This window comes from Xanthomonas arboricola pv. juglandis, assembly GCF_905367715.1.
Taxonomy (GTDB): domain Bacteria; phylum Pseudomonadota; class Gammaproteobacteria; order Xanthomonadales; family Xanthomonadaceae; genus Xanthomonas; species Xanthomonas arboricola.
Genome location: NZ_HG999362.1, coordinates 3,101,641 through 3,127,972, shown reverse-complemented (window position 1 = coordinate 3,127,972; position 26,332 = coordinate 3,101,641). Strand labels below are relative to the sequence as shown.

Annotated in this window: 24 protein-coding genes; 18 read left to right on the top strand and 6 right to left on the bottom strand. The window is 66.9% G+C overall.

The window, feature by feature from the left end; genetic code table 11:
* Nucleotides 1-103 precede the first annotated feature (103 nt).
* Nucleotides 104-1,570: a rhomboid family intramembrane serine protease gene (locus KHN93_RS13665; RefSeq protein WP_211920401.1), complete on the top strand. Its 1,467-nt coding sequence runs from the start codon at nt 104-106 to the stop codon at nt 1,568-1,570.
* Nucleotides 1,571-1,981: 411 nt separating this feature from the next.
* Here the strand turns inward: KHN93_RS13665 and KHN93_RS13660 are convergent, their stop codons facing one another.
* Nucleotides 1,982-3,256, bottom strand: coding sequence for a hypothetical protein (locus KHN93_RS13660; RefSeq protein ID WP_212579648.1), 1,275 nt, complete (start codon nt 3,254-3,256; stop codon nt 1,982-1,984).
* Nucleotides 3,257-3,609: 353 nt separating this feature from the next.
* On the opposite strand from KHN93_RS13660, the gene nudK reads away from it, so the two are divergent.
* The gene (nudK, locus tag KHN93_RS13655; protein WP_065032468.1) at nt 3,610-4,209 is read left to right on the top strand and encodes a GDP-mannose pyrophosphatase NudK; all 600 of its coding nucleotides are present in this window, start codon (nt 3,610-3,612) and stop codon (nt 4,207-4,209) included.
* A 201-nt stretch (nt 4,210-4,410) separates the two neighbouring features.
* Here nudK and KHN93_RS13650 read toward each other — a convergent pair whose 3' ends face one another.
* The gene (locus KHN93_RS13650) at nt 4,411-4,932 is read right to left on the bottom strand and encodes a hypothetical protein (RefSeq protein WP_211920399.1); all 522 of its coding nucleotides are present in this window, start codon (nt 4,930-4,932) and stop codon (nt 4,411-4,413) included.
* 26 nt (nt 4,933-4,958) lie between these two features.
* Nucleotides 4,959-6,464, bottom strand: a complete 1,506-nt coding sequence (locus KHN93_RS13645) for a helicase HerA-like domain-containing protein (RefSeq protein WP_211920397.1) — start codon at nt 6,462-6,464, stop codon at nt 4,959-4,961.
* Between the two features lie 284 nt (nt 6,465-6,748).
* On the opposite strand from KHN93_RS13645, the gene KHN93_RS13640 reads away from it, so the two are divergent.
* Complete coding sequence (locus KHN93_RS13640; RefSeq protein ID WP_024939546.1) at nt 6,749-8,332, top strand: transglycosylase SLT domain-containing protein; 1,584 nt, start codon at nt 6,749-6,751, stop codon at nt 8,330-8,332.
* A 638-nt stretch (nt 8,333-8,970) separates the two neighbouring features.
* Here the strand turns inward: KHN93_RS13640 and asd are convergent.
* Complete coding sequence (gene asd / locus KHN93_RS13635) at nt 8,971-9,819, bottom strand: archaetidylserine decarboxylase (RefSeq protein ID WP_102584815.1); 849 nt, start codon at nt 9,817-9,819, stop codon at nt 8,971-8,973.
* A complete protein-coding gene (locus KHN93_RS13630) occupies nt 9,816-10,466 on the bottom strand; it encodes an SCO family protein (RefSeq protein ID WP_054592520.1) in 651 nt (216 codons plus the stop codon). The genes asd and KHN93_RS13630 overlap by 4 nt, the downstream gene beginning before the upstream one ends.
* Nucleotides 10,467-10,546: 80 nt before the next feature.
* On the opposite strand from KHN93_RS13630, the gene prmB reads away from it, so the two are divergent.
* The 9 genes from prmB (at nt 10,547) to KHN93_RS13585 (ending at nt 19,275) form a co-directional block, all read left to right on the top strand.
* Nucleotides 10,547-11,473 (top strand): 50S ribosomal protein L3 N(5)-glutamine methyltransferase, encoded by a 927-nt coding sequence (gene prmB, locus KHN93_RS13625; protein ID WP_016903701.1) that lies wholly within the window; start codon nt 10,547-10,549, stop codon nt 11,471-11,473.
* On the top strand, nt 11,463-11,951 hold the full coding sequence (locus tag KHN93_RS13620; RefSeq protein WP_104606014.1) for a hypothetical protein: 489 nt from the start codon (nt 11,463-11,465) through the stop codon (nt 11,949-11,951). The genes prmB and KHN93_RS13620 overlap by 11 nt, the downstream gene beginning before the upstream one ends.
* On the top strand, nt 11,941-13,044 hold the full coding sequence (aroC, locus tag KHN93_RS13615; RefSeq protein WP_104606015.1) for a chorismate synthase: 1,104 nt from the start codon (nt 11,941-11,943) through the stop codon (nt 13,042-13,044). Before KHN93_RS13620 ends, aroC begins: the two co-directional genes overlap by 11 nt.
* Complete coding sequence (locus KHN93_RS13610) at nt 13,037-14,113, top strand: 2-hydroxyacid dehydrogenase (protein ID WP_211920395.1); 1,077 nt, start codon at nt 13,037-13,039, stop codon at nt 14,111-14,113. The genes aroC and KHN93_RS13610 overlap by 8 nt, the downstream gene beginning before the upstream one ends.
* A gap of 86 nt (nt 14,114-14,199) precedes the next feature.
* Nucleotides 14,200-15,225 (top strand): aspartate-semialdehyde dehydrogenase, encoded by a 1,026-nt coding sequence (locus tag KHN93_RS13605; protein ID WP_211920392.1) that lies wholly within the window; start codon nt 14,200-14,202, stop codon nt 15,223-15,225.
* Between the two features lie 219 nt (nt 15,226-15,444).
* Complete coding sequence (locus tag KHN93_RS13600; protein WP_211920390.1) at nt 15,445-17,415, top strand: motility hub landmark protein FimV; 1,971 nt, start codon at nt 15,445-15,447, stop codon at nt 17,413-17,415.
* Nucleotides 17,412-17,798 carry a VOC family protein gene (locus KHN93_RS13595; protein WP_039522207.1) on the top strand — a complete coding sequence of 129 codons (387 nt, stop codon included), beginning with the start codon at nt 17,412-17,414 and terminating at the stop codon, nt 17,796-17,798. Before KHN93_RS13600 ends, KHN93_RS13595 begins: the two co-directional genes overlap by 4 nt.
* Before the next feature lie 38 nt (nt 17,799-17,836).
* Entirely contained in the window at nt 17,837-18,610 is a 774-nt protein-coding gene (gene truA / locus KHN93_RS13590; RefSeq protein ID WP_046343355.1) for a tRNA pseudouridine(38-40) synthase TruA, read from the top strand.
* Nucleotides 18,607-19,275, top strand: coding sequence for a phosphoribosylanthranilate isomerase (locus tag KHN93_RS13585; RefSeq protein WP_016903693.1), 669 nt, complete (start codon nt 18,607-18,609; stop codon nt 19,273-19,275). The genes truA and KHN93_RS13585 overlap by 4 nt, the downstream gene beginning before the upstream one ends.
* Nucleotides 19,276-19,405: 130 nt before the next feature.
* Here KHN93_RS13585 and KHN93_RS13580 read toward each other — a convergent pair whose 3' ends face one another.
* Nucleotides 19,406-20,326, bottom strand: coding sequence for a LysR family transcriptional regulator (locus tag KHN93_RS13580; protein WP_104559449.1), 921 nt, complete (start codon nt 20,324-20,326; stop codon nt 19,406-19,408).
* 106 nt (nt 20,327-20,432) lie between these two features.
* On the opposite strand from KHN93_RS13580, the gene trpB reads away from it, so the two are divergent.
* From trpB to KHN93_RS13550, 6 genes are all read left to right on the top strand, one after another.
* A complete protein-coding gene (trpB, locus tag KHN93_RS13575) occupies nt 20,433-21,650 on the top strand; it encodes a tryptophan synthase subunit beta (RefSeq protein ID WP_039522203.1) in 1,218 nt (405 codons plus the stop codon).
* Complete coding sequence (locus KHN93_RS13570) at nt 21,650-21,859, top strand: hypothetical protein (protein WP_104559450.1); 210 nt, start codon at nt 21,650-21,652, stop codon at nt 21,857-21,859. Before trpB ends, KHN93_RS13570 begins: the two co-directional genes overlap by 1 nt.
* A gap of 39 nt (nt 21,860-21,898) precedes the next feature.
* Nucleotides 21,899-22,705 carry a tryptophan synthase subunit alpha gene (gene trpA, locus KHN93_RS13565; protein WP_039522200.1) on the top strand — a complete coding sequence of 269 codons (807 nt, stop codon included), beginning with the start codon at nt 21,899-21,901 and terminating at the stop codon, nt 22,703-22,705.
* A gap of 206 nt (nt 22,706-22,911) precedes the next feature.
* On the top strand, nt 22,912-23,796 hold the full coding sequence (gene accD, locus KHN93_RS13560) for an acetyl-CoA carboxylase, carboxyltransferase subunit beta (protein ID WP_016902982.1): 885 nt from the start codon (nt 22,912-22,914) through the stop codon (nt 23,794-23,796).
* An 82-nt stretch (nt 23,797-23,878) separates the two neighbouring features.
* Entirely contained in the window at nt 23,879-25,228 is a 1,350-nt protein-coding gene (gene glmM / locus KHN93_RS13555; protein WP_047128948.1) for a phosphoglucosamine mutase, read from the top strand.
* A 124-nt stretch (nt 25,229-25,352) separates the two neighbouring features.
* Nucleotides 25,353-26,291: an isopenicillin N synthase family dioxygenase gene (locus tag KHN93_RS13550; protein WP_104559451.1), complete on the top strand. Its 939-nt coding sequence runs from the start codon at nt 25,353-25,355 to the stop codon at nt 26,289-26,291.
* Nucleotides 26,292-26,332: the final 41 nt, after the last annotated feature.

The following is a 26,332-nucleotide window of genomic DNA, read 5'->3' as shown; positions in this document are numbered from 1 at the left end:
CGGTGTATCCGACAGCGGGGCCGCGATGCTAGCGCGCATGGCCGGCTTGCGCATCTGCCGCCGCACGGCGAAGCTTTGCGCTTTCTGGGACACGGACGTTGTCATGTTGCTGATGCCGCTGCACAAACCCTGGTCGCGCCAGAACATTCCCTGGGTGACCCTGCTGCTGGTGTTGTTCAATGTGGTGGTCTACCTGGGCTATCAGCGCAAGGACGATGCGCTGGTCGAAAACGCGGTGCGCTACTACGTCGAGTCCGGCCTCGGTGCAGTGGAGGCGCAAGCCCACGAGCGCTATCTGCAGCAAACCGACGACACCAAGTTGCGCGCTGCGCGCCAGGGCAAGCTGGGCAGCGTGCCTGCGCGGCAACGCCTTGCGTATCTGGCGCACCTGACGATGCACGACCTGGCCTTTACAGAGGCATTGCGCAGTGGCGCATTGTTCAAGGACGAGCAGCGTCTGCGCGAATGGCGCACATTGCGCGCGCCCTACGATGCGCGCCTGTCCAAGGTGTTCACGCTGCGGCATCTGCAGCGTAGCTCCGAGTGGTCACCTGCGAGGATGCTGACGGCCACCTTCCTGCATGGCAGCTTCGATCATTTGCTGGGCAACATGCTGTTTCTGCTGGCGCTGGGCACCTTGCTGGAAGGCGCGATTGGCAGCGGCTGGTTCCTGCTGCTGTATCTGCTCGGCGGGTTCGGCGCCAGCGCGGCCAGCTTGTGGTGGCGCTGGGGCGCGCCGGGCGGCGGCCTGGGCGCCTCCGGTGCGATCGCTGCCTTGATGGGCGCGTTCTGCGTAGTCTGGGGCAGGCGCAAGGTGCGCTTCTTCTATTGGTTCTTTGTGGTATTCGATTACGTACGCGGGCCGGCGATCCTGCTGCTGCCGCTGTGGCTGGGCTGGGAGCTGTACAGCCTGCTATGGAGCGACAACGGCAGCGTCGCCTTTGAGGCACACGCCGGTGGGCTGGTCAGTGGCGCGCTGCTCGGTGTCGTACTGGTGCTGTTGCGGCGCACGCGCCCGTCCTTCATGCAGGAGAGCGAGGCAGTGCTGGTGGACGATCGCTGGGAGCGCGCGCAGCGGCACCTGGGACGCATGGAGAACGTGGAAGCCGAGCGACTGTTGGCGGAGCTGGCCAGCGAACAACCGCATAACCTGGACGTGGCGCTGGCGCGCTACCGCACCGCGCGCAATGCCGGCCGCAACCAGGACAGCCTGCAGCACGCGCAGACGCTGTTGCAACTGCACACGCACCACGTCGAGCAGACGCGCATCCAGCTGACAGTCGCTGCCGAACTGGGCAAGGCCGGGATCGGGTACGCGCCATCGGCGCGCACGGCACTGATCGGCGCATGCCTGCGCACGGGATTGTTGGCCGATGCCGAACGTCTGTTGAAGGAAGGCGAGTCGGGGATGCCGCGCGCCGAGCTGGCGCACCACTGGTTCGTACTGGCCCTGCGGCACGGCGAGCTGCAGGACGGCGCACAGCGTACGCGCTTGCTGCGTCAGCTGCTGGAGCAGTTTCCCGAGCAGGCACAGGCCAGCAAGGCGCGCTTTTTGCTCGAGAACGGGTGAGTGGTTTCTGATTGATCCGTGTTGCCAACGCAAGCGGTGAGGGCGCCGCGCGCTCGACTCACCGAGTTTTTGACCTGGCATTTGACTGCACTTGAAAGACACTGCTACGCGAGGGCCGGGTTGCTGTTGTGTCTTCTGCCTCGAGCAGAATTATCTAGCGCGGATGGATGAGTTGCAGAGCGGTGGATCTGCAGCCTAGCTGCAGGGCCCTTACCCGCCCACCATCGCAGGACACGCCGCAAGTACGTCCGTGTAGGCTCTTACGCGGCATCCATGCCGCGTAAGGTCCCGCGACGGTGGGCGGGCAAGGACCAGTCGAGATGCTCGGTGTGCAGGGCTGCGAGCAGTGCATGTCGCAAGATGCGCCAATTTTGGGGATTTACCTGTCGCCTTTAAAATTTTGTTGGCTGTTCAAGCTGGTTGAATCGCCACCGCTTTCAGCGCGGCTTCCAGCTTCGTGCGCAGTGCATCGTCGTCGCATTGAGTCAGTGCGTTTTGCAGCACTGCGCGCGCCTGCTCATCGCGGCCGAACCGTTCGCCCAACAGCAGGCCGGCATCCAGCGACCAGGCCGGCATCATCCGATCGCGCGGCCATGCGGCGATTGCCGCAAGCAAGCCGTCGGTCGCCAGCTGGAATTGCCCGGCCATCTTGGCGCGCTCGGCCAGCAAGGTGGCGTGCTCTGGCGTCAGCGGGGTAAACGTGGAGTCACCGTCCAGCGCTTCGCGCTGCAGTGCGAGCGCGCGACGCTCCTGTTTTTCCTGCAGCAGGCGGTTGATGTACTGGCGGGTGTGCTCGCGCAGTTCATCGTTGCGATGGTGTTGACGCAGCAGGCGTTGATACAGCTCGTGCACCGCCAGGCTCACCGCACGCGAACGCACCGCCCCGCGCAGGGCCTGGAATGCCTCGTCGGAGTGTCCGTCGCGCAGGTATTGTTCGGCTTCGTCGAGCAGGCGTTGATCGGGGTCTTCGCGCTCGAACGTCGCATCGCCGCTGGGCACGTAGCCGAGTTCTTCGTGGTACTGGTAGACCAGATACCCCATCAGGTGGAAGCTGGCGAACAGGCTCCAGATCGAGGCGATCACCATCGTCGCCTCGCGCACGATCGGCGGCAGATACTTCACCGCGATGAAGATCGCCGCAGTGGCGCTGCCCTGGATCACGTACAGCAAACCGTATGCAGCCAGGTACGGCCAGCCGATGCGCACTGCCATGTCGATCGACACGGCCGGATTGAGGGCGCGGCGCAGGCTGCCGTCGATGGCCAGCGCAATCATCATGCCCGGCAGCAGCAACTGGGCTGCAAGATAGGCGATGGTCAGGCCAGGCTTGCCCGCCAGTACGCCCGCCGCACCAATGACGATGCCCAGCGCAAGCGCCAGCAGGACCAGCCGCAGCACCGCGCTGTCGAAGCTGTTGTAGCCCAGCCGGGGAGCGTCGGCTTGCCCGTCGGCGGTATGGCGCAGGATGTCGAAGGCATAGGTGTAGGTCGCCATGCCCAGCACGCCGGCGACCACCAGTTTCAGGATGCCGGGCAGCACCAGCAGCGCGCTACACAGCGTCAGCGCAATCAATGCGTACAGCGCCGAGCCGCGCAGCGGATAGGTGGCAATGGCGGGAATGCGGGTCCAGAACGGTGCCGGCGCGGCCTGCGCGGCAACCTTGCGTGCGCGAAAACGGTCTTCCATGACGCTCCCCAGGCGTGTGATGTGACCGGATTGTGCGGTGGCGTGCGCCGTCACGCAATTGGGGGAGGGCAAGCCAATTAAACCTGGAATGGGCACAGGCCGGCGACATGTCGCCGGCACGGTCTGGATATTGCTGGCCATGCGTCAGTGGCAGCACTGCATTGGAGCTCGCTGTGTCCGATAGCATCGGACGCGCATCGACAGACCGCCGATGCATTGCGTGCGTGATCTGTCTGACGCACCGGGAGAGCGATAGGTAAAATAATAGCCCGCCGCAATCTCGCGGCCAGTACGAGCGACCGGGCGCGCCGCGCCCCTGGCATTGCCGTCGCTCGCATCACAAGGAGTGTCGCTTGAATCCCTCTGCCACTGGCAACCCGCAGGTCCGCATTCGCAGCATTGATGTGCTCTCGGACAATTGGTATGTGCTGCGCAAGGTCACGTTCGATTTCCAGCGCAAGGACGGCCGCTGGCAGACCCTGTCGCGCGAGGCCTACGATCGTGGCAATGGCGCCACCATCCTGCTGTATAGCCGCGCCAAGCAGACGGTGATGCTCACCCGCCAGTTCCGCCTGCCCACACTGCTCAACGGCAATCCCGACGGCATGCTGATCGAAGCCTGCGCCGGCCTGCTCGACCGGGACGATGCGCTGACCTGCATTCGCAAGGAAACCGAAGAAGAAACCGGCTACCGCATCGACAACGTGCGCAAGGTGTTCGAGGCCTTCATGAGCCCTGGCTCGGTCACCGAACGCCTGTACTTCTTCGTCGGTGAATACTTCGACGGCGACAAGGTCAGCGAGGGCGGCGGACTCGAAGAAGACGGCGAAGAGATCGAGGTACTGGAACTGTCGCTGGATACGGCGCTGGCGATGATCGGCTCAGGCGAAATCGCCGATGCCAAGACCATCATGCTGCTGCAGTACGCCAAGTTGCAGGGTGTGCTGACTTAACTCGAGCATGAGCTTTGCTGGAGCACGGGCGTTGCCAGGCGGCGGAGATATCGCGTCGGAGTTTTGCAATGACTGCAAAGTTGCGCTTCTAGCGCGTCAGTGCCCGTGGTACGTAGAAGCAGAACTGTAGATAGCCAGCCTATTGAAAAAGACTGGCCTTTACTGGCCACAGTCCTTCGCGCAAACCAGGGTGTGCCGTTGTCAGCGCACCCTTCTGAGCACCTTGTCGTCGTATTCCGGTGATCTGCCGCTGTGGCAGTTATGGCCGTCTTGAGCGAGAACGTAGATGGGGTGCTTGTGGTCCGAGGGGAGAAGATCCTCTTCGACGGCAAACCCGTAGATGTTCGGTCCGACCATCGGATCGTCGACGTCCATGAAGTTGAGCACCAGACAGCTACCGATCGCCTCGTCCATGTCCCAGGCGCCGGTAATCGTTCGGGGTGGGCCGTTCAGCTGGTTGCCAGCGATGCATGTGGTTTTTAACGTGTAACGCTGCATGTTTCCGCTCGGAGTCGGCATCGAAAGAAAAAGCTCGGCGCGGACAGTCTGGCAGTCTTGCGTGTAGGAGGTGAGTTGCCCTGTGTAGGTGCCAGTCAGTACCTGCTGCCGCTTTAGAGGCCAAAGGTCACTCTGATCTTTCTGTTCAGCTGAGGCCGTGCTGACGACGACAAGCACGATGGCAATCGTGCAGGCCAGCAGGGTCTTCTTGGCCTCCTTGCTCATGGTGCCTCCTCATTGGATGTCTGGGTTCAGCGCTTCCCGCCAAAAATACTACCGAAGATGCCGCGCACGATTTGCTGGCCGATCCTGTTGCCGATCGTACGCGAGGTCTGCTTGGCCATCGTCTCAAGCATGCCCTGGCGGCGGCTGGTGCCGAACACCGCGTCCTTGACCACCTTGCCGAAGCCGCTGTCGTGCGCATCGTCGTCTTCGCGGGTGCGTGCCGGCGGTGCTGCGTTGTTTTCGGCGACCTGTTCGACGCGGCGCGCCAGCAGTTCGGCAGCAGATTCTCGGTTGATCGCGGTGTCGTAGCGGGTGCCGACCGGGCTGGCAGCGCGCACCTGCGCGCGTTCGGTCTCGCTGATGGCGCCCATGCGGCAGCGTGGCGGGGCGATGAGCGTTTGCTGCACCGGTGCCGGCACGCCCTTGCCTTGCAGCGGCGACACCAGCGCTTCGCCGGTGCCCAGGCTGGAGATCGCCGTGGCCACATCGAGTTTGGGATTGGCCACGAAGGTCTGCGCCGCGGTCTTGACCGCCTTCTGGTCGCGCGGGGTGAACGCGCGCAGGGCATGCTGCACGCGGTTTCCGAGCTGGCCGAGGATGTTGTCCGGAATGTCGTCGGGAAACTGCGAGCAGAAATACACGCCCACGCCCTTGGAGCGGATCAGCCGTACCACCTGCTCGATCCGCTGCACCAGCGCAGCCGGCGCATCGTCGAACAGCAGATGCGCTTCGTCGAATACGAACACCAGCTTGGGGTGTTCCAGGTCGCCCACCTCGGGCAGACGCTCGAACAGTTCCGACAGCAGCCATAGCAGGAAGGTGGAATACAGCTTCGGCTTGAGCACCAGTTGATTGGCCGCCAGGATGCCGATCACGCCGCGGCCGTCCGCAGACACGCGCATCAGGTCAGCCAGCTCCAGCGCCGGCTCGCCGAAGAAGTGCTCGCCGCCGTCCTGCGCCAGCCGCAGCAGGGCGCGCTGGATCGCGGCCACCGACTGGCTGGAGACCAGCCCGTAACTGGTGGACAGTTCCTTGCGTTCTTCCACCACCAATCCAAGCAATGCACGCAGGTCGTCCAGGTCCAGCAACAGCAGGCCGCGGTCGTCGGCCAGCTTGAACACGATGTCGAGCACGCCGGACTGGGTGTCGTTGAGTTCCAGAATGCGCGCGAGCAGGGTAGGGCCCATCTCGCTGACGGTGGTGCGCACCGAGTGGCCGAGCTGGCCGTACAGATCCCAGAACACCACCGGGCTGGCGGCCGGCGCGTAGTCGGCGATGCCGATCTCCGTGGCGCGCTGCAGCACGCCGGCGGCGCCATCGCCTGCCACCGCCAGGCCAGCGACATCGCCTTTCACGTCGGCCAGGAACACCGGTACACCCATGCGCGAGAAGCCTTCGGCCAGGGTCATCAAGGTCACGGTCTTGCCGGTGCCGGTGGCGCCGGCCACCAGTCCGTGGCGATTGCCGAAACGCCCTTCCAGCACGACCGGGATGTCGTCGGTGACGCCTTTGCCGAGCAGGAACGAGGCCATAGCGTAGATCCGGTGGGAAACGCCGGATTCTAGCGGGCAATCCGGCCGGGCAGACCGGGCGGGGCTTGGCCCCGGATTTCGACCGCGCTGTCCAGCCACCAGCCGCCCACAGGCAGTGCAATGACACAGCCGGTGTGCCCGCGGCTTGCCGCCCTTCCCCAAGGCATTCCAGGCCCGCTGCGCCACTGCCAAGCTAACGGCCCACTGACCCTGCCGGCCCCGCCGCCTTGCCCCGGTGTCGTCCCGGCGGCTACCCTGCCTGCCTTTCCGCTGTACTGCCTACGATGCCGCTCGCTCATTTTGGTTTGCGCCCATGGCCGGTTCTGGTCGTGGTGGCGCTGATGTCTGTCGTCCCCGCTGCCCACGCCATTTCCAAACGCGACACGGAGAAGGCCGCCGTGCTCGATGCCCGCATGGCCGCCGCCGAAAAGCGTTACCGCGATGCGCTGGTGCTGGTGAACAACTCCGACCCCAAGGGCACCGCCGAAGGCGATGCCGCGCTGGAGGACATGGAAGACGTCATCGACGCCTGCATCAAGCAGCGCGGCTGCCTGGTCGCCAATCAGCTGGCCACCTACAAGCGCCTGCTGAAGGCGCGCGCCGATGCCGAAGCGCCGGCCGCCGAAGATCCGCAGGACGACGACACCCTGCTGCAGGCCGACCCGGACCACCTCGGCCCGGCGGCGAACGGCGTGCCCGAGGCGGCGCGTGCTGCCACGCTGCTCAACGACCAGCGCCACGATTTCGACAAGATGGTGCAGTACAACCCTGCGGTGCAGGCCGGCATCCGCCGCTGGCTGACCGACATGCGCCCGGCGCTGCTGACCAGCTACGAGAACTACAGCAACCTGCGCGGGGTGATGTGGCCGGAATGGCAGAAGCGCGGCCTGCCCGAGGCGCTGCTGTTCGGCATCATGGCCAAGGAATCCAACGGCAAGGTGCACGCCAGCTCGCGTGCCGGCGCGGCCGGGTTGATGCAGTTCATGCCGGCCACCGGGCGTCGCTTCGGGCTGGGCCCGGACGGCACCGGCTTCGACACGCGCTTCGATGCACGCAGCGCCGCCGAAGCCAGCGCCGCCTACCTCAACGAGCGCATGGCCGGGCTCAACCGCAACATCGAACTGGCGCTGGCCGCCTACAACGGTGGCGAAGGCCGTGCCGCGCGCGTGTTCTCGCAGAGCGGCGGGCGCGGGTTCTGGGAGCAGGACGTCTACAACCAGTTCCCGGCCGAAACCAAGGACTACGTGCCGATGGTGATCGCTGCGGCTTGGATCTTCCTGCACCCGCGCCAGTACGGCGTGGACTTCGCCAAGCTCGACGCGCAGCCGGCCACGCTGAAGCTGGCCAAGTCGACCACCATCTACGAACTCACCATCTGCCTGGGCAGCATGGGCACGCGCGACGGCTACATGCGCGCATTGCGCAACCTCAACCCGCGCTATGAATCCGATGGCTGGATCCCGGCCGGCACCGTCATCAACGCCACCAACCGCATCGTCAGCCTGTACACGCGATACTGCGTCAACGGCCCGCGCGCGGATCTGGCGCGCACGCTGATCACCGCCGATCTCAACAGCGCAATCGTGCGCAGCAGCAGCGCCCCCGAGTACGTGCCCAGCGTGGCGGTGGGCGATGTCAGCCCGATGGCCGGCGTGCCGACCACCGTGGCCACCGGCCAGCCGGCGATCGCCAAGCCCAAGGCCAAGCAGGCGCGCAGCTACACCATCGCCAGGGGCGACACGCTCGGCCGCGTCGCGCAGAAGTACCAGTGCGAGATCAAGGAGCTGGCCAAGGCCAATGGCCTGAAGGCGCCGTCGTATGCGCTCAAGCCAGGGCAGAGCATCAAGCTGGCCGGCTGCGATCGCTGAGCAGCGCTTGCAGTACCACGTCAGTTAGAACACGGCCAGCTGCTTCGGCAAGCTGCGCCGGGCCGCGCTCCGTTAGAAGCGGTCGGGCGCCCCGTAGGAGCGGACCTGGCCGCGACAAAGCAGCCCCGGTAGCTCCAGCACAGGCAAGGCAGTTCCGAATCGGGGGCTGGAGTGCCAAAGGCGCAAGCCCCCAGCCTCACTGCGCATGCCATGTCGCGGTCGGGCCCGCTCCTACACCCGCATCGTCTTGTTGGGAGCCGGAGTGGGCAGCAGTCCTGTAGCGAGCGAGCCTGAGTGCGATGCCGCTGTCATGGTGGCGTTTCGCCGTGGACAAGTGTTCTTGCTCGGAACAGGCCGTCGAGCTGATCAGCGGGATCATTGGCCAGTGCGGGCGTACCGCATCGGGGCACTGCGCCGGGCTGCGCCGTTGTAGGAGCGGACCTGGCAGCGACGAACCAGTCCGGCTAGTTCCAGCGCAAGCGAGGACGCTCTACATCGAAGACTGGGAGTGCGACATGCGTCTGCGCATTGAACGTCGTCGAGAAGGCCCTGTCGCGGTCAGGCCCGCTCCTACGAGGGCGTCGCTGCGTTGCATCACTTGCGCGCAGAGGCGGGCAATCGTAGGTGCGCGGCGGTGATCAGCCCGCCTGGCGACGGGCGAGCGCTTGCCCCAGGCGCACCGATGTCTCCGCGGCAAGTCCGCCATCGAGCTTTGCGACACCGGGCGGCAGCAGCACGATCACGGTCGAGCCGTAATTGAAGCGCGCCATCTCCGCAAACCGCTCCAGCACGATGCCCTTGCCGCGATAGTCCTTGCGCGTGATGCGGTCGCCGTAGCGCGGGATCTCCACGCCGCTCCACACCGTTTCCACGCCCGACACCAGCAGCGCGCCCACCATCACCGAGACCATCGGGCCGAAGTCGGTGTCGAAGTGGCAGACCAGGCGCTCGTTGCGCGCGAACAGCCGCGGCACGTTGCGCACCGCATCCGGGCCGACGCTGAACAAGCGGCCGGGCACGTGCACGGTCTCGCGCAGGGTGCCGGTCCACGGCATATGCACGCGATGGTAGTCCTTGGGCGAGAGGTAGACGGTGGCGAACAGGCCGTCGTTGAACGGCAACGCCGCTTCGGCGTCGCCGAGCAACTCGGCGGCAGTGAACGACTGCCCCTTGGCCTGGAAAATGCGGCCGTTCTCGATCGGGCCGAGCTGGCTGATGCGGCCGTCGGCGGGCATCAGCAGCGCCGCAGGATCGGCGTCGGGCACGCGTGCGCCCGGCTTCAAGGCGCGGGTGAAGAATGCATTGAAGGTGGGATAGGCGCGCGGGTCCGGTTCCAGTGCCTCGCCCAGGTCCACGCCGAACTTGCGCGTGACCGTGTCGATCAACCATTGCTTGGTGGACGGCGTATCGGAATAGGCCAGCGCGCGCGCCAGCGAGGACAGCAACCGGTGCGGCAGCACGTAGGTCAGGGAGGTGACGAGACTCACGGAGCGGTTACCTTGGTCAGTTGCTGGAGGTCGGCGGCGATCGCCTTGGGGTCGAGCGGGGGACGGATCAGGCCGGCCAGGCGGCCCTGCGGGTCGAGCACGGCGATGCCGGCCGAGTGATCCATGCTGTAGTCGTTGGGATTGTCCGCAAAGCCCTTGCCCGGCACTTTCTGGAACACGAAGCCCAGCGCGGTGGCGAAGCGCTGCAGCGCCGGCACCTCGGCGGTGGCGGCCAGGGTGTCCTTGTGGAAGGCATGCGCATATTCGCCCAGGCGCGCCGGCGGGTCGCGCTGCGGGTCTACCGACACGAACAGCACGCGCGGGCGCAGGCCATCGGGGATGCTTTCCCACTGCTGCTGCGCCACCGCCAGATCGGTCAGCGTGGTCGGGCAGACGTCCGGGCAAAAGGTGAAGCCCAGGAACACCAGCGTCCAATGTCCCTGCAGCTCACCGGGTACCAGCTGGGTGCCGTCGGACTGGCGCAGGCTGAACTGCGGCAGCGTGCGTGGCTGCGGATAAAAGGTGATGGTGCGGGTGGGCGGCCAGGGCGAGCTGGGCGCGGCGCCGAGAAACTTCTGGCCCAGCAACAGCCCCAGGCCGGCGGCCAGCGCCACCAGCAGCACGATGCCGGTATTGCGATTGAACATGGCGGTTTCCAGTGCAACGGACGCTCATGATACCGATCCGACCTCTATAATCGTGGGCCGATTCCTCTTTAGTTGTTGCCATGACTGCCGCCGCGGCCGACGAACTGCACACCATCATCGACCTGATCCGCTACGGCACCAGCCGTTTCAATGCAGCCGGTCTGACCTTCGGCCATAGCTACGACAATGCGCTGGACGAGGCCACCCAACTGGTCCTGCACAGCCTGCATCTGCCGCACGATCTGGGCCCGGCCTATGGCCAGGCGCGCCTGCTGCGCTCGGAAAAGGAGCAGGTGCTGGGCCTGTTCGAGCGCCGCATCAACGAGCGCGTGCCGGCGGCATACCTGACCGGCGAGGCCTGGTTCGCCGGGCTGAGCTTTAAGAGCGATGCGCGTGCGCTGGTGCCGCGGTCGCCGATCGCCGAGCTGATCGAGGCCGGCTTCGAACCCTGGCTGGGCGGACGCGAAGTCACTCGCGCGCTGGACCTGTGCACCGGTTCGGGCTGCATCGCGATCGCCATGGGCCACTACAACCCGCAGTGGGACGTGGACGGCGTGGACATCAGCGACGACGCGCTGGCACTGGCCGCCGAAAACAAGGCGCGCCTGCATGCCGACAATGTCACCCTGCTCAAGTCGGACCTATTCGCCGGGCTGGGTGGCCGCCAGTACGACCTGATCGTCACCAATCCGCCGTATGTCACCAACGACGAAACCGACGCGCTGCCGCAGGAGTATTCCTACGAGCCGGAGCTGGGTCTGCGTGCGGGCGACGACGGCCTGGATCTGGTGCTGAAGATCCTGCGCGATGCGCCGCAGCACCTCAGCGAAGATGGCCTGCTGATCTGCGAAGTGGGCGAGTCCGAGCAGCACCTGATCAAGCTGTTGCCGGAAGTGGATCTGGCCTGGGTCGAGTTCAAGGTGGGGCAGATGGGCATCTTCGCGGTCGAATGCCGCGAGCTAATCGCGCACGGCGCGCGCATCGCCGAGCTGGCCAGTGCGCGCTGAATCGTCCATCGCGCGGCCGCAGCTGAGCGATCTGCTGTTGCTGGTGCCGGTGTCCATCTTCGGCGTCGGCATTCCGCTCAGTTTGATCGACGTGGTGTACCGCCTGTTCGACCCGATGTACGGCGGTCCCTTGCCACAGCGCTTGTTGAGGGCGGGGGCGGAGATCGGCTTCGGCCTGATGGCGTTTTTCGGCCTGGTGTCGGCGTGGATCGTGGTGGTCAGTTCGGATGCGGCCTTGCGTGCGCATCGGCGCCGCACGCTCATTGTGGCACTCGGCCTGCTGGTCGGAACTGGCGTTGCGCTGCACCTGCTCGCCGATTGGCTGCTGAGTGGGCGCATTAAGCTGGATGTCTTTGCGCTGGTGTTCAGCGGCCTGTTCGCGGTGGCACCGATGCTGGTGGCGGCACGTCACCTGCCGCGCATCCTGCGCGCCACGCCACCTGCTGCAATGTTGAGAGGATGCCGTCATGGGCAGTAACAGTTTCGGCCGCCTGTTGACGGTCACCACCTTCGGCGAGTCGCACGGGCCGGCGATCGGCTGCGTGGTCGACGGTTGCCCGCCGGGCCTGGAGATCGCACCGGAAGAATTCACCCGCGATCTGCAGCGGCGTGCATCCGGCAAGAGCCGGCACACCTCGGCACGCCGCGAAGCCGACGAGATCGAGATCCTGTCCGGCGTCTATGAAGGCCGCACCACCGGCACGCCGATCGGCCTGCTGATCCGCAACACCGATCAGCGCAGCAAGGACTACAGCAACATCGCCCAGCAGTTCCGTCCCGGGCACGCCGACTACACCTATTGGCAGAAGTACGGCATCCGCGATCCGCGCGGCGGCGGGCGTTCGTCCGCGCGCGAGACCACCATGCGTGTGGCCGCCGGGGTGATCGCCAAGAAGTGGCTCAAGCAGCGCTACGGCGTGCTGGTGCGCGGATTTCTATCGCAGCTGGGCGAGATCCGCCCGACCGGTTTCGACTGGAATGCGGTCGAGGACAACCCGTTTTTCTGGCCGCATGCCGAGCAGGTACCGGAGCTGGAGACCTACATGGACGCGCTGCGCAAGTCCGGCGACTCGGTCGGCGCGCGCGTGGACGTGGTGGCCGGTGGCGTGCCGGCGGGCTGGGGCGAGCCGATCTACGGCAAGCTCGATGCCGAACTGGCCGCCGCCTTGATGAGCATCAATGCGGTCAAGGGCGTGGAAATCGGCGACGGCTTCGCCAGCGCCGCGCAGAAGGGCACCGAACACCGCGACCTGATCACCCCGGAAGGCTTTCTCAGCAATCATGCCGGCGGCATCCTGGGCGGCATTTCCACCGGCCAGGCGATCACCGCCTCGATGGTGCTCAAGCCGACCTCCAGCCTGCGCCTGCCCGGCGCGACCGTGGACGCGGACGGCGCGGTGGTCGATGTGATCACCACCGGCCGCCACGACCCCTGCGTCGGTATCCGCGCCACCCCGATCGCCGAGGCGATGATGGCGCTGGTGCTGATGGACCAGGCCTTGCGTCATCGCGCCCAGTGCGGCGATGTCGGCGAGGTGGCGCCACGCATTCCCGGTCAGGCCGATGTCTGAGTCGCCCCGCGCCAAGGTGTGGGTCAGCCAGCCGCTGTTCGACGATGTCGTCGCGCAGCTGGGCGAGCATTTCGAGCTGACCACCACCGCGCGCGTCACCGCGTATTCGCCGGCCGAGCTGGCTGCGCGGCTGGCATCGCTGGACGGTGCGCTGATCACCCTCAACGAGCGTATCGGCGCGGCGGAAATCGCCTCTGCACCGCAACTACGCGCGATCGCCAACGTCGGCGTGGGCTACAACAACCTGGATCTGGATGTGCTCAGCGCAGCCGGCATCCTGGCCAGCAATACCCCGGATGTACTGACCGAGACCACGGCCGATCTCGGCTTTGCCTTGCTGATGGCCACCGCGCGCCGCATCACCGAAGCCGAGCGCTGGCTGCGCGACGGGCAGTGGGGGCAATGGTCGTTCAAGACCATGCTCGGTGCCGATATCCACGGCAGCACGCTGGGCATCCTGGGCATGGGCCGGATCGGGCAGGGCATCGCCCGCCGCGGCGCGCATGGCTTCGGCATGCGCGTGCTGTACCACAACCGCAGCCAGCTGCCGGCCACCACCGAACAGGCGCTCGGCGCGCAGTACGTGGACCGCGATACGTTGCTGGCGCAGTCCGATCACCTGGTGCTGGTGCTGCCGTACACCAAGGACTCGCACCACATCATCGATGCCGCGGCGCTGGGCAAGATGCGCCCCACCGCCACGCTGGTGAACATCGCGCGCGGCGGCCTGGTCGATGAAATCGCGCTGGCCGATGCGCTCGCCAACGGGCGCCTGGCCGGCGCCGGCCTGGATGTCTACGAAGGCGAGCCGTCCGTCCGTCCCGAGCTGCTGGCCCTGCGCAACGTCGTGCTCACCCCGCATATCGGCAGCGCCAGCCTGGCCACGCGCCGCGCGATGGTGCAGCTGGCGGTGGACAACCTGATTGCCGCGCTGGGCAAAGGCGCCAATGCCGGCCATCCGCCGAGCGCGCTGAATGCCGATGCGGTGGCTGCTGCCAAACAGGGCGGCGCGCGCGCTGGCGTAGCGACCATCACCGGCACCGGCAAAACCATCACGACCAAACGATAGGGAACCTCCGCGGCCAGCTTTGGAGGTTCCCCGAACCCACTGCGCAAGCGCGTTCCCCACTTTCCTTATTCGATAAAGACAATCTCATGAGCAACGAAAACCGTCGTTTTAACGTCGCGGTCGTGGGCGCCACCGGCGCTGTCGGCGAGACCATGCTGAGCATCCTAGCCGAGCGCAACTTCCCGGTCGCCACCCTGTACGCGCTGGCCTCGGCGCGCTCGGCCGGCGGGCGGGTGGAGTTCAGTGGCGGCAAGGTCGATGTGCTGGACCTGGCCGACTTCAATCCCGCCGGCGTGGACATCGCGCTGTTCTCCGCAGGCGGCAGCGTGTCCAAGGAGTACGGCCCCAAGTTCGCCGCCGCCGGCGCGGTGGTGATCGATAATTCCTCCGCGTTCCGCTACGACGACGACGTGCCGCTGGTGGTGTCGGAGGTCAATCCCGAAGCGCTGAAGCAGCGCCCGCGCGGCATTGTCGCCAACCCCAATTGCTCGACCATGCAGATGCTGGTCGCGCTCGGCCCGATCCACCGCAAGTACGGCATCGAGCGCATCAATGTGGCGACCTACCAGTCGGTCTCCGGCGGCGGGCGTTCGGCGATGGAAGAACTGGGCAAGCAGACCAGCGAGCTGCTGAGCTTCCAGCAGATCGACCCGCAGCGTTTCCCGGTGCAGATCGCCTTCAACCTGATTCCGCACATCGACGACTTCCAGGACAACGGCTACACCAAGGAAGAGATGAAGCTGGTCTGGGAGACGCGCAAGATCCTCGGCGACGACTCCATCCAGGTGAATCCCACCGCGGTGCGCGTGCCGGTGTTCTACGGTCACTCCGAAGCGGTGGCGATCGAAACCCGCGACAAGATCAGCGTCGAAGACGCGCGCGCGCTGCTGGCCGCATCGCCCGGCGTGGAAGTGGTGGACGAGCGCAAGCCTGGCGGCTACCCGACGCCGGTCACGCATGCCTCCGGCAAGGACGCGGTGTTCGTCGGCCGTATCCGTGAGGACCTGTCGCATCCGCGCGGCCTGAATCTGTGGATCGTCTCGGACAACATCCGCAAGGGCGCCGCGCTCAATGCCGTGCAGCTGGCCGAGCTGGTCGCACAGGAAGGCTGACGCGGTAGTTCCGTAGGAGCGCGCTGGCGCGCGATGAAGCTCTCCCAGTGAAGCCTCATCGCGCACAAGTGCGCTCCTACCCATGCACTGTCGATGGCCTGCAGCATGCATGTCGCATCGCGGCATCGCGGCGGCATCTGCGCTCTGCGTCGGGTCGCCGACTTTTTCGCTCATGCAGCGGCTATATTGATGCCCATGAAACATAGGGGCGGGGGCGCGATGCGTCCGATACAAGGGATAGGTGCGCTGCTGCTGATGGCCTGCAGTGGCGCTGCCATGGCGTTGGGCTTGGGCGATATCCGGGTGCTGTCCAGGCCCGGGCAGCCGTTGGTGGCCGAGATTCCGGTCATCTCCAACGAGCCGGGCGAACTCGACAACGCACGCGTGGCGCTGGCATCGGCCACCACGTTTGCACGGGTCGGCCTGGAGCGCCCGCAGGGCCTGGTCAGCAACCTGCAATTCCAGTTCGCGCAGGACGCGCGCGGGCGTGCGGTGATCCGTGTGACCAGCAGCCAGGCAGTGGAGCAGCCGGCGATCAACTTCCTGATCGAGGTGGAGTGGGGCCAGGGCCGGCTGGTGCGCGAGTATTCCGCATTGGTCGATGCGCCCAACACCGCCGCGGCGATCGCCGAGCCAGGCATTGAGGCGCCGCGCGCCGGGGCCAGCAACGCCATCGCACGCGCACCGGCCGCCGCGCCCGCAGCCGCTGCCGAACGCGCCGGGCAGGCCGCCGACGCGGCGGCGCCCGGCGCACGTTCCAGCACGCGTGCTGCCGCGCCGGTGCCGGCCGGCGATGCGTTGCCGGCGGTGCGCTCGGGCCAGACCTTGTCGGAGATCGCTGCCGCGGTGGCCCGTTCCAGCGGGCATTCGCTCGACCAGACCATGCTGGCGCTGCTGCGTACCAACCCGGACGCCTTCATCGGCGGCAACATCAACCGATTGAAGCAGGGCGCAGTGCTGCGCACCCCGCAGGAGGATGCGCTGGCGCAGGTCGGCGCCGCCGAAGCGGCGGTGATGGTGCGCGAGCAGGCCGCGCAGTGGCGTCAGGCGCGCTCGGCGGTTCCGCAGCCGGCCGAGGCCGGCGCTGCCGCTGCAACACCCGCGCCTGCCGCAGCGGCGGCCTCGGCAGGTGCCGGCGCGCGGCTCGAGATCGCCCCTGCTGTGGCGAGTCAGACCAATACCGCCGGCGCCACGTCCGGCACCAGTGCCGAAGGCGAGGGCGACATGGCGGCCAACCAACAGTTGCAACAGGCCAGGGAAGACATCGCCACCCGCGATGCGGAATTGCAGGATCTGCGCACCCGCGTGGCCGATCTGGAAAAGCTCAAGCAGCAACAGCAAGCCTTGATCGCCATGAAGGACACCGACTTGGCGGCCGCGCAGAAGCGGCTGTCGGAGACGCCCGCTGCGGCACAGCAGGGCAGCGGGTTCCCGCTGTGGCTGATCGGTGGCCTGGTATTGATCGTCGCGGCGGTCGTCGCCTGGCTGGCGGCGCGCCGGCGCAAACCCTCGCCGCTGCCGCCGTTGCCGCGGCGTCAGTTCGATTTCGTGCCGGTCGGTGCCGCGGCAGACGCCGCCGAGCCGCAGGACGATGCGCAGGCCACCGTGCCCAGCGAGCACGATGTGCTGCACGACCCCGAATTCGAGCAGGCCGATCTGCGCGAAGAAGAACGCGCCCAGCAGACGCAGCAACCGCTGTCCGATGTGCTGCGCCGCGAGCCGCTGTTGTCCGAGCCTGCCGCCGCGCCGCCGGTGGTCGCCAGCGAGGACTGGCGCTCGCTGCGCGCAACGCCGCCAGCGCCGCCGGTAGAGCAGCCTGCGTTCGTCGCGCCCGAGGACGCGGTGCCGGAGCCGCCAAGCTCCGCGCACGCGCAACCGGAAGACGGCCAGCTGCCGTACGGTGACGTTGCGCATGCCAGCAATGATCTGGCGCTGGGCATGCCGTCCGCGTCGGTCGCCACGCAGGACCGCCTGGATGTCGATCCGGCCCCCATCGCGCCGGCCGCTGCGTCCAGCGCGGTGAACAGCAGGGAATTCGTCTCGGCAGGGCGCGATCGTCTGGAGCTGGCCGTGGCCTACATGGACCTTGGCGACAGGGACACCGCGCGCGGCCTGTTGCTGGAAGTCGCGGCAACCGGCGACGAGGCCAGCCGCGCCGAGGCCGCCGAACTGCTGGAACGCCTGGCATGAGCCCGGCGCTGGACAGCATGGCCGCCGCACGCGAGCGCCGCATCGATTACGTGGAATTCGCCTCGCTCGATCTGGAGGCCAGTCGCGCCTTTTTCGAAGCCGTGTTCGGCTGGCAGTTTCAGGCCTATGGCCCGGATTATCTGGCCTTCAACGACGGTCGTCTGGACGGCGGTTTCTATCGCGTCACCGCCGCAGCGCCGGCAGACGCTGGCCCATTGGTCGTGCTGTATGCCGACGCGCTGGAGCCCATGGCCGAGCAGATCCTTGCCGCCGGTGGCGAGATCGTCAAGCCGGTGTTCGGCTTTCCCGGCGGCAGCCGCTTTCATTTCCGCGAGCCGGGCGGTAACACGCTGGCAGTGTGGTCCGAGCGCGCGGTCGGCTAGTCCGCGCGCTCCATCGATTCGATAACAGGCAGGTTCCGATGCGTTACGCGCTGGGCGTGGAGTACGACGGCAGCGAGTTTCAGGGCTGGCAGCAGTTGGGGGAACATGGCGGGCCGAGCGTACAGGCCAGCCTGCAGGCGGCGCTGTCCTCGGTGGCCGATGCCCCGGTGCAGGTGGTGTGCGCAGGCCGCACCGATGCCGGCGTGCACGGCGAATGCCAGGTGGTGCATTTCGACAGCGATGCGCGCCGCGCGCCGCGTGGCTGGATGCTGGGCACCACCGCGCGCCTGCCGCCCTCGATCGCGGTGCGCTGGTGCGTGCCGGCCGCCGCCGACTTCCATGCGCGGTTTTCCGCACGCGCACGCCGCTACCGGTATCGCCTGCTGAATCGGCAGATACGCCCGGCGCTGTATCGCCAGACCTTGAGCTGGGAACGGCGCCCGCTGGATGCCGATGCCATGCACGCAGCCGCGCAGGCCTTGCTGGGCGAGAACGACTTCAGCGCATTTCGCAGCGTGCAGTGCCAGGCTCTGCATGCACGCCGCAACCTGCAGGCCATCAGCGTGCAACGCATCGGCGAGGTGGTGGAGGTGCAGGTCCAGGCCAATGCATTCCTTCATCACATGGTGCGGAATATTGTTGGCTCGCTGATCCTGATCGGAACCGGGGAACAACCGGGCGACTGGATCGCGACGTTGCTGGCCGGCCGCGACCGCACGGTGGCCGGGCCGACAGCGCCGCCACAAGGCCTGGTCTTCGTCGGGCCGCTGTATCCCGCAGAGTGGCATCTGCCCGCTGAGGTAACCCAATGAATCGATCGTTGTACCGCACCCGTATCAAGTTCTGTGGCATGACCCGCGCCGGTGATATTCGACTGGCCGGCGAGCTGGGTGTGGACGCGGTAGGTTTCATCTTTGCGCATGGCAGCCCGCGCCGCGTGGCGCCGGCCGAAGCCCGCGCGATGCGCCAGGCCACTGCGCCGATGGTCGATGTGGTGGCGCTGTTCCGCAACAACTCCAAGGAAGAAGTGCGCGAGGTGGTGCGCACCGTACGTCCGACCTTGCTGCAGTTCCATGGCGAGGAAGACGACGCGTTCTGCCGCAGCTTCAACCTGCCGTATCTGAAGGCGGTGCCGATGGGCAGCGGCGGGATGAATGGCGAGGACGCCAACGCGCGAACCTTGCAGCTCGCCTTCCCCAATACCGCCGGTTTCCTGTTCGACAGCCATGCGCCCGGCGCAGGCGGCGGTACCGGCAAGACCTTCGATTGGTCGCGCCTGCCGACCGGCCTGCATCGCCCGTTTCTGCTGGCCGGCGGCATCACCGCCGACAACGTATTCGATGCGATCGTGGCAACGCTGCCGTGGGGCGTGGATGTGTCCAGCGGCGTGGAGCTGGCGCCCGGAATCAAGGACGGCCACATGATGCGCAAGTTCGTCGAAGAAGTGCGCCGGGCCGATTGTCACGAGATGGGGTGAGTTGGGGAATCGGGAATCGGGATTGGGGAATCGGAGTAGGCAGTCTGCTTCGTCGTTTTGATTGCCCTAGATTTTTCGTGTCCTCCGATGATTGCTTAGTCGTAGTCTCTCCGATCACTGAGCGTTCCAATCAGACGCTTGCGGCATCCGTGGTGCGCTGCTGATCTTCTGAAAGTGCGCTACGCAACCAGCCGGCGAGCTGGTCGATGCGCGGGTCCGGGTTGCGCCTTGCGGCGCACAGCACCCAGCGGCCGCGGGTTGGCGTGAAGCCCCAGGGCGCCAGCAGGCGTCCGGCGGCCAGGTCCGCGGCAACCAGCGGTTGCGGTGCGATCGCCACGCCCAGGCCGGCGGCGGCGGCTTCCAGCAGGTAGACCAGATGTTCGAATTCGGTGCCGAAGCGCAGCGCTTCGGCTGCCACGCCGTGGCTTTGTGCCCATTCCGGCCAGGCCTGCGGGCGCGAGCGGGTGTGCAGCAAGGCGTGATCGAGCAGGGCGGCAGGCGCTCTGCCAGCGAGCTGTGTCGCCGATGCGAGCTGCGGACTCAGCACCGGACCGATCCACTCCACCCCCAGCTCGTGCACCTGCCAGTCGCCCGGCCAGGGCGGGGTGTCCAGCAGCAGTGCCGCATCTAGCCCGTCCAGATCCGGGCCGGGCGCCTGCTCGTTGGCCGACAGGTGCAGGCGCACCTGCGGCAGATCCCGCTGCAGCCGGCCCAGCCGCGGGATGACCCAGCGCGCGAGCAGGCTGCCCGAGCAGCCCAGTACCAGCGGCGCCTCGCTAGTGGGGCGCCGCAATGCCGCCCAGGTGTCGCCGATCAGCGCAAAGCCCTCACCGGTCGCATCACGCAGCCGGGCGCCGGCAGGCGTCAGCACCAGGCCACGGCCCTGGCGGGTGAACAGCGCCGCGCCCAGGGCCTGTTCCAGCGAGCGCACGTGCCGGCTGATGGCGCCATGGGTCACGTGCAACTCCTGCGCGGCCCGGCTGACGCTCTGCAGACGCGCGGCGGATTCGAACGCGCGTAGCGCTGCCAGCGGTGGAAGCAGGATGCTCATATGTGAGTCCAGGTCACAGGTTGCGGCAATCTTATCGATTTATCGCGCGCCGTGGCTGCGCTACAGTAATGCTTCTTGTATGACCGCATCGCTGCAGAGGATTCCCATGTCGGCCCAGCCCATCAGTGACTTTCACGCCTATCCGGACGCTGCCGGCCACTTCGGCAAGTTCGGTGGCCGGTTCGTCGCCGAGACCTTGATCGGCCCGTTGCAGGAACTGGCTGCCGCCTACGACCAGGCGCGCCAGGATCCGGCCTTCATTGCCGAGTACGACAAGGACCTCAAGCATTACGTCGGCCGGCCCAGCCCGATTTACCACGCCGAGCGCCTGAGCCGCGAAGTGGGCGGCGCGCAGATCCTGCTCAAGCGCGAGGACCTGAACCACACCGGCGCGCACAAGATCAACAACACCATCGGCCAGGCCCTGCTGGCCAGCCGCATGGGCAAGACCCGCATCATCGCCGAGACCGGCGCCGGCCAGCATGGCGTGGCCAGCGCCACGGTCGCCGCGCGGCTCGGCCTGGAGTGCGTGGTCTACATGGGTGCCACCGACATCGAGCGGCAGAAGATCAACGTCTACCGCATGAAATTGCTGGGTGCCACGGTGATCCCGGTGACCTCCGGCTCGGCCACGCTCAAGGATGCGCTCAACGAGGCGATGCGCGACTGGGTCACCAACGTGCAGGACACCTTCTACATCATCGGCACCGTGGCCGGCCCGGATCCGTATCCGCGCATGGTGCGTGACTTCAATGCGATTGTCGGCCGCGAAGCGCGCGTGCAGATGCTGGAAGACTTCGGCCGCTTGCCGGATGCGATCAGCGCCTGCGTCGGCGGCGGCAGCAATGCGATCGGCCTGTTCCATGCCTTCCTCAACGACCCGGGCGTCAAGATCTACGGCGCCGAAGCGGCCGGCGACGGCATCGCCAGCGGCCGTCATGCGGCGTCGATCGCGGCCGGGCGCCCCGGTGTGCTGCATGGCAACCGCACCTATGTGATCTGCGACGACGACGGCCAGATCACCGAAACCCATTCGATCTCCGCCGGGCTGGATTACCCGGGCGTGGGCCCGGAGCATTCGTTCCTGTCCGACAGCGGCCGCGCGGTCTATCAGGGCATCACCGACGACGAAGCGATGGCCGCCTTCCATCTGCTGGCGCATACCGAAGGCATCCTGGCCGCGCTCGAATCCAGCCACGCGGTGGCGCAGTCGATCAAGCTCGCGCGCGAGATGCCCAAGGACGCATTGATCCTGTGCAACCTGTCCGGCCGCGGCGACAAGGACGTGCACACCATCGCTGCGCGCGAAGGCGTGCAGGTCTGATGCCACTGCGGCGCGTCACGGTGACCGCGCTGGCCGACCAACCGGGCGAGCAGGAGCTGCTGTTCGCCTGGCTCGACCACTGGGCGCCGCAGATCCGCAGCTGCTCGGAGAACAGCGGCTGCGGCTGCTGCCTGGACAGTTTCGACCTCGAGGTCGAGGCCCAGGCATTGGCCGAACTGCCGCCTGCCATGTACCAGGACATCCATTGAAGCGGTCGCACCGCTTCTAAACTTTTGCAAGGTCTTTCAATGCGTCGTATCGACGAAACCTTCCAGCGCCTGCGCGCCGATGGCCGCAAGGCGCTCATCCCCTTCATCACCGCCGGCGACCCGTCGCTGGAAGCCACCGTGCCGGTCATGCACGCGCTGGTGCGTGCCGGTGCCGACGTCATCGAACTGGGCGTGCCGTTTTCCGACCCGATGGCCGACGGCCCCACCATCCAGCGCAGCTCCGAGCGCGCGCTGGGCCGTGGTGCCGGCCTGGCCTATGTGCTGGAGGCGGTGCAGGAATTCCGCCGCGAAGACGCCACCACACCGGTGGTGTTGATGGGTTACCTCAACCCGATCGAGATCCACGGCACCCGGCGCTTCGCCGAAGCCGCCGTCGCTGCCGGTGTGGATGGCCTGCTCCTGGTCGATCTGCCGCCCGAAGAAGCGGCCGAGACCCGCACCATCTTCACCGAGGTCGGCCTGGCCCTGATCGCGCTGGCCTCGCCGACCACCAGCGAGCAGCGTCTGGACATGTTGTGCAGCAGCGCCCAGGGCTATCTGTACTACGTCAGCTTCGCCGGCGTCACCGGCGCCTCGAATCTGCTCGACACCCATGCCGCCAGCGACCGCCTGCGCCAGCTGCGTCGGCGTGCCGGCGCTCCGGTGGTGGCCGGCTTCGGCATCAAGGACGCCGCCAGCGCCGCCGCGATGGCCGTCGACGCCGAAGGTGTGGTGGTTGGTAGCGCCCTGGTCGCCGCGCTGGCCGAAGCCACCGACGTCCGCAGCGCCCGCGAACGCGCCGAAGCCTTCCTGGCCCCACTGCGCCAGGCGCTCGACCAGGCCTGAAACCAACGCCGCGTTCTCCTGCAGGGGGAGACGGCGCGGCCTGCGCGCCACTGGTGCGCAGGCCTTTAAGCGCCCGCGCGGCAGGCACGGGCCGGGCCCGCCGGCCCTGCATTTAGCCTCCGCGCTACCTCGGCTTTCCCGCGGCGCGTTAGACTGTCACCCCTCTGCGGCCCGCATGGCCGCCCTGCATGGATTGTCATACACGCATGAGCTGGCTCAGCAAATTGATGCCCTCCGGCATCCGCACCGAGAACACCCCGGCCAAGAAGCGCAGCGTCCCCGAGGGCCTGTGGGAGAAGTGCAGCAACTGCGGTAGCGCGCTGTACGGCCCCGAGCTCGAGGAGAACCTCGAGGTGTGTCCCAAGTGCGACCACCATATGGCGATCCGCGCGCGCGCGCGTCTGAACTCGCTGTTCGATCCCGACACCGCGACCACCGAGATCGCCGCCCAGCTGGGCCCGGTCGACGTGCTGAAGTTCAAGGACCAGAAGCGCTACGGCGAGCGCATCAAGGCCAGCCAGAAGAGCAGCGGCGAGTACGACGCACTGATCGCCATGCGCGGCACGCTCAAGGGCAATCCGCTGGTCGCCGCCGCCTTCGACTTCGCCTTCATGGGCGGTTCGATGGGCTCGGTGGTCGGCGAGCGCTTCGCACGCGCGGCCGAAGTGGCGCTGGAAGTCGGCTGCCCGTTCGTGTGCTTTTCCGCCAGCGGCGGGGCGCGCATGCAGGAGGGCTTGTTCTCGCTGATGCAGATGGCCAAGACCTCCGCCGCGCTCGGTCGCCTGCGCGAAGCCGGCCTGCCGTACATCTCGGTGCTGACCCATCCCACCACCGGTGGCGTGTCGGCCTCGTTCGCGATGCTGGGCGATATCAATATCGCCGAGCCGCATGCCCTGATCGGCTTCGCCGGCCCGCGCGTGATCGAGCAGACCGTGCGCGAGACCCTGCCGGAAGGCTTCCAGCGTTCGGAGTTCCTGCTCGACCACGGTGCCATCGACCAGATCTGCGACCGCCGCGACCTGCGCGACCGCATCGCCGATCTGACCGCAATGATGATGCGCCAGCCGCATCCGCAGGACGCGGCCGCATGAGGCCAGTGGTTGCGCGCATGCGCGACACCGTCGCACGCGCCGCTGCGCGTGCGTCCACCCGTAGGCAGGAACACCGCAACGCATGAGCAGTCGCAAGTATTTTGGAACCGACGGCATCCGCGGTCGGGTCGGGCAGGGCGTGATCTCGGCCGATTTCGTGCTGCGGCTGGGCAACGCGCTCGGTCGGGTGCTGACCCAGGGCCGCAGCAAGCGCCCGCTGGTGCTGATCGGCAAGGACACCCGGATTTCCGGCTACATGTTCGAAGCCGCGTTGGAAGCCGGCCTGGTTGCCGCCGGCGCCGACGTGCAACTAATCGGCCCGATGCCGACCCCGGCCATCGCCTTCCTGACCAACACCCTGCGTGCCGATGCCGGCGTGGTGATCAGTGCCTCGCACAACCCGCACTACGACAACGGCATCAAGTTCTTTTCTGCCGAAGGCGAGAAGCTCGACGACGCCACCGAAGCGGCGATCGAGGCCGCGCTGGACGAGCCGTTCCACACCGTGGAATCGGAGCGCCTGGGCAAGGCGATCCGCACCCGTGATGCGATCGGCCGTTACATCGAGTTCTGCAAGGCCAGCGTGGCGCGCGGATTCACTCTGCACGGCCTGAAGATGGTGCTGGATTGCGCGCATGGCGCGACCTATCACATCGCGCCGATGCTGTTCCGCGAGCTGGGTGCGGACGTGGTCGTCATCGGTGCCGCACCGGACGGGCTCAATATCAATGCCGGTGTCGGCTCTACCCATATCGACAACCTCGCCGCCAAGGTGCGCGAGAGCGGTGCGCAGCTCGGCATCGCCTTCGATGGTGATGGCGATCGCGTGCTGATGGCCGACGATCAGGGCAACCCGGTCGATGGCGACGATCTGCTCTACGTGCTCGCGCGCTCCTGGCAGGCCAGCGGCCGGCTCACCGGCACCGTGGTCGGCACCTTGATGACCAACTACGGTCTGGAACAGGCGCTGGCCGCATTGAACATCCCGTTCCAGCGCGCCAAGGTCGGCGACCGCTACGTGCATCAGGCCCTGGTCGAGGGCGGCGGCACGCTGGGCGGCGAAACCTCCGGCCACCTGCTGTGCCTGGATCGCGCCACCACCGGCGACGGCATCGTCAGTGCGCTGCAGGTGCTCGAGGCGCTGGGGCGCGACGGGCAGAGCCTGCGCGAGGCCCTGAGCAGCCTGAGCAAGGTGCCGCAGAAGACCGTCAATGTGCGGCTAGGGGGCGGGGCGGCCAAGGCGATCGTGGAGGCGGCCGGCGTGCAGCAGGCGCTGCAGCAGGCGCAGGCCGCCGTGCAGGGCCGTGGGCGCGCGTTCCTGCGTCCGTCCGGCACCGAGCCGGTGGTGCGCGTGACCGTGGAAGCCGACGACGCCGGCCTGATGCAGGACACGCTCGACCGTCTTTCCGGAGCCGTGCGTGACGCGGCGTGAGTCGCTGATCATTGGTGTGTGCGTGGTCTTTGCCAAGGCCGCGACGTTCTACCTGTTGTATCGCCTGCTGTCCTGAGCGGCAGGCCTTCCTTTCGACTTCCCGACTTCAACTGCAGATATCCGTATGAGCGCCCGCATCCCGACCCTGGACATCACCCGTTTCGACAGCGACCGCGACACCTTCGTCGCCGAGCTCGGCGCGGCCTATCGGCAGTGGGGCTTTGCCGGCATCCGCAACCACGGCATCGCGCAGGCTGACATCGACGCGGCGTATGACGTGTTCAAGGCGTTCTTCGCCCTGCCCGAAGAGGTCAAACGTCGCTATCACGTGGAAGGCAGCGGCGGTGCGCGCGGCTACACCGCGTTCGGCGTGGAGACCGCCAAGGATTCCAAGCATTTCGATCTGAAGGAGTTCTGGCACATCGGTCGCGAGATCGCGGACGATTCGCCGTACCGCGCGGTGATGGCGCCGAACCTGTGGCCCGAAGAAGTCCCCGGCTTCCGTGAGCGTGGCTATCGCCTGTACCAGCAGCTGGACCACCTGGGCTCGCGTGTGCTGTCGGCACTGGCGCTGCATATCGGCCTGCCGCAGGACTATTTTGTCGACAAGACCAACAACGGCAACTCGATCCTGCGGCCGATCCACTATCCGCCGATCACCAGTGACGACATCCCCAATGTGCGCGCCGGTGCGCACGGCGACATCAATTTCATCACCCTGCTGGTCGGCGCCAGCGCGGCCGGGCTGGAAGTGCGCTCCAACGATGGCGAGTGGGTGCCGTTCACTGCCGACGCCGACACCATCGTGGTCAACATCGGCGACATGCTGCAGCGCCTGACCAACCACGTGTATCCGTCCACCATCCATCGCGTGGTCAATCCGCCGGGCGAACAGGCGCGCAAGCCGCGCTATTCGGTGCCGTTCTTCCTGCACCCCAATCCGGATTTCCTGATCGACGTGCTGCCTTCGTGCATCACCGCCGACAATCCGAGCCGCTACCCCGAGCCGATTACCGCGCACGGTTTTCTGGAAGAACGTCTGCGTGAGATCAAGCTGAAGTAATCCGTTCGCAGCCGCGACAGCGCAGCCAGCGGCTGCGCTCG